General features: G+C 72.8%; 1 protein-coding gene. It reads left to right on the top strand.

Annotated features, from left to right (window positions below):
- The coding region (locus CCN37_RS38440) for an FGGY family carbohydrate kinase (protein WP_246843645.1) at positions 1-828 on the top strand (828 nt) is incomplete at both ends.

Below are 828 nucleotides of genomic sequence, written 5' to 3'. Positions count from 1 at the left end.
CGTCCGTACCCATCAGCGCCGCGCATCCGCACCCCGGCTGGGTGGAGCAGTCCGCCGAGGAGATCTGGCGCAGCGTGACCCGAGCCGTCGAGGCGTGCCTGGCCGGACGGGACGGACTGGACGGCGCACAGGTGGTCGGCATCGGAGTGTCCAGTCAGCGGGAGTCGTGCCTGCTCTGGGACCGAGCCACCGGGCAGCCGCTCGGGCCGGTCCTCGGCTGGCAGGACCGCCGGACGGCTCCCGCCTGCGCCAGGCTGCTCGCCGAAGGACGGGGCCCGCTCGTCCGCACGACGACCGGTCTGCCCCTGGACCCGATGTTCAGCGCCCTGAAGGCGCAATGGCTCCTCGACACGTACGACCCGGACCGCACCCGGTCCCGGCGCGGCGAGCTGTGCCTGGGCACCGTCGACTCCTGGCTGCTGTGGCGGCTGAGCGGGCACACCAGCCACATCATCGAGATCGGCAACGCCTCCCGCACCCAGCTCCTCGACGTACGCACCCGGGACTGGGACGAACGGCTCCTGGACGTCTTCGGCGTACCCCGTGAGGTGCTGCCCCGGATCGTCGCCTCGACGGGCCCGTTCCCCGCCGCGCGAGGGCTGTCGGCAGTGCCGGACGGGACCCCGGTGTGCGCCGTGCTGGGCGACTCGCATGCCGCCCTCTTCGGTCACGGCGTCTCCGCACCCGGCAGCGTGAAGGTGACGTACGGCACGGGCTCGTCCGTCATGGGCCTGATCGACACCCCGGCGCAGGCGGCACACTCACCCCTCTGCCTGACCATCGCCTGGGACGACGGCACACCCGCCTACGCCCTGGAGGGCAACATCC

The sequence above is a fragment of the Allokutzneria sp. NRRL B-24872 genome, assembly GCF_002155965.1.
GTDB lineage: Bacteria > Actinomycetota > Actinomycetes > Mycobacteriales > Pseudonocardiaceae > Allokutzneria.
Note: the sequence above shows the minus strand (reverse complement) of the source record. Positions and strands in the feature narration are given on the sequence as shown.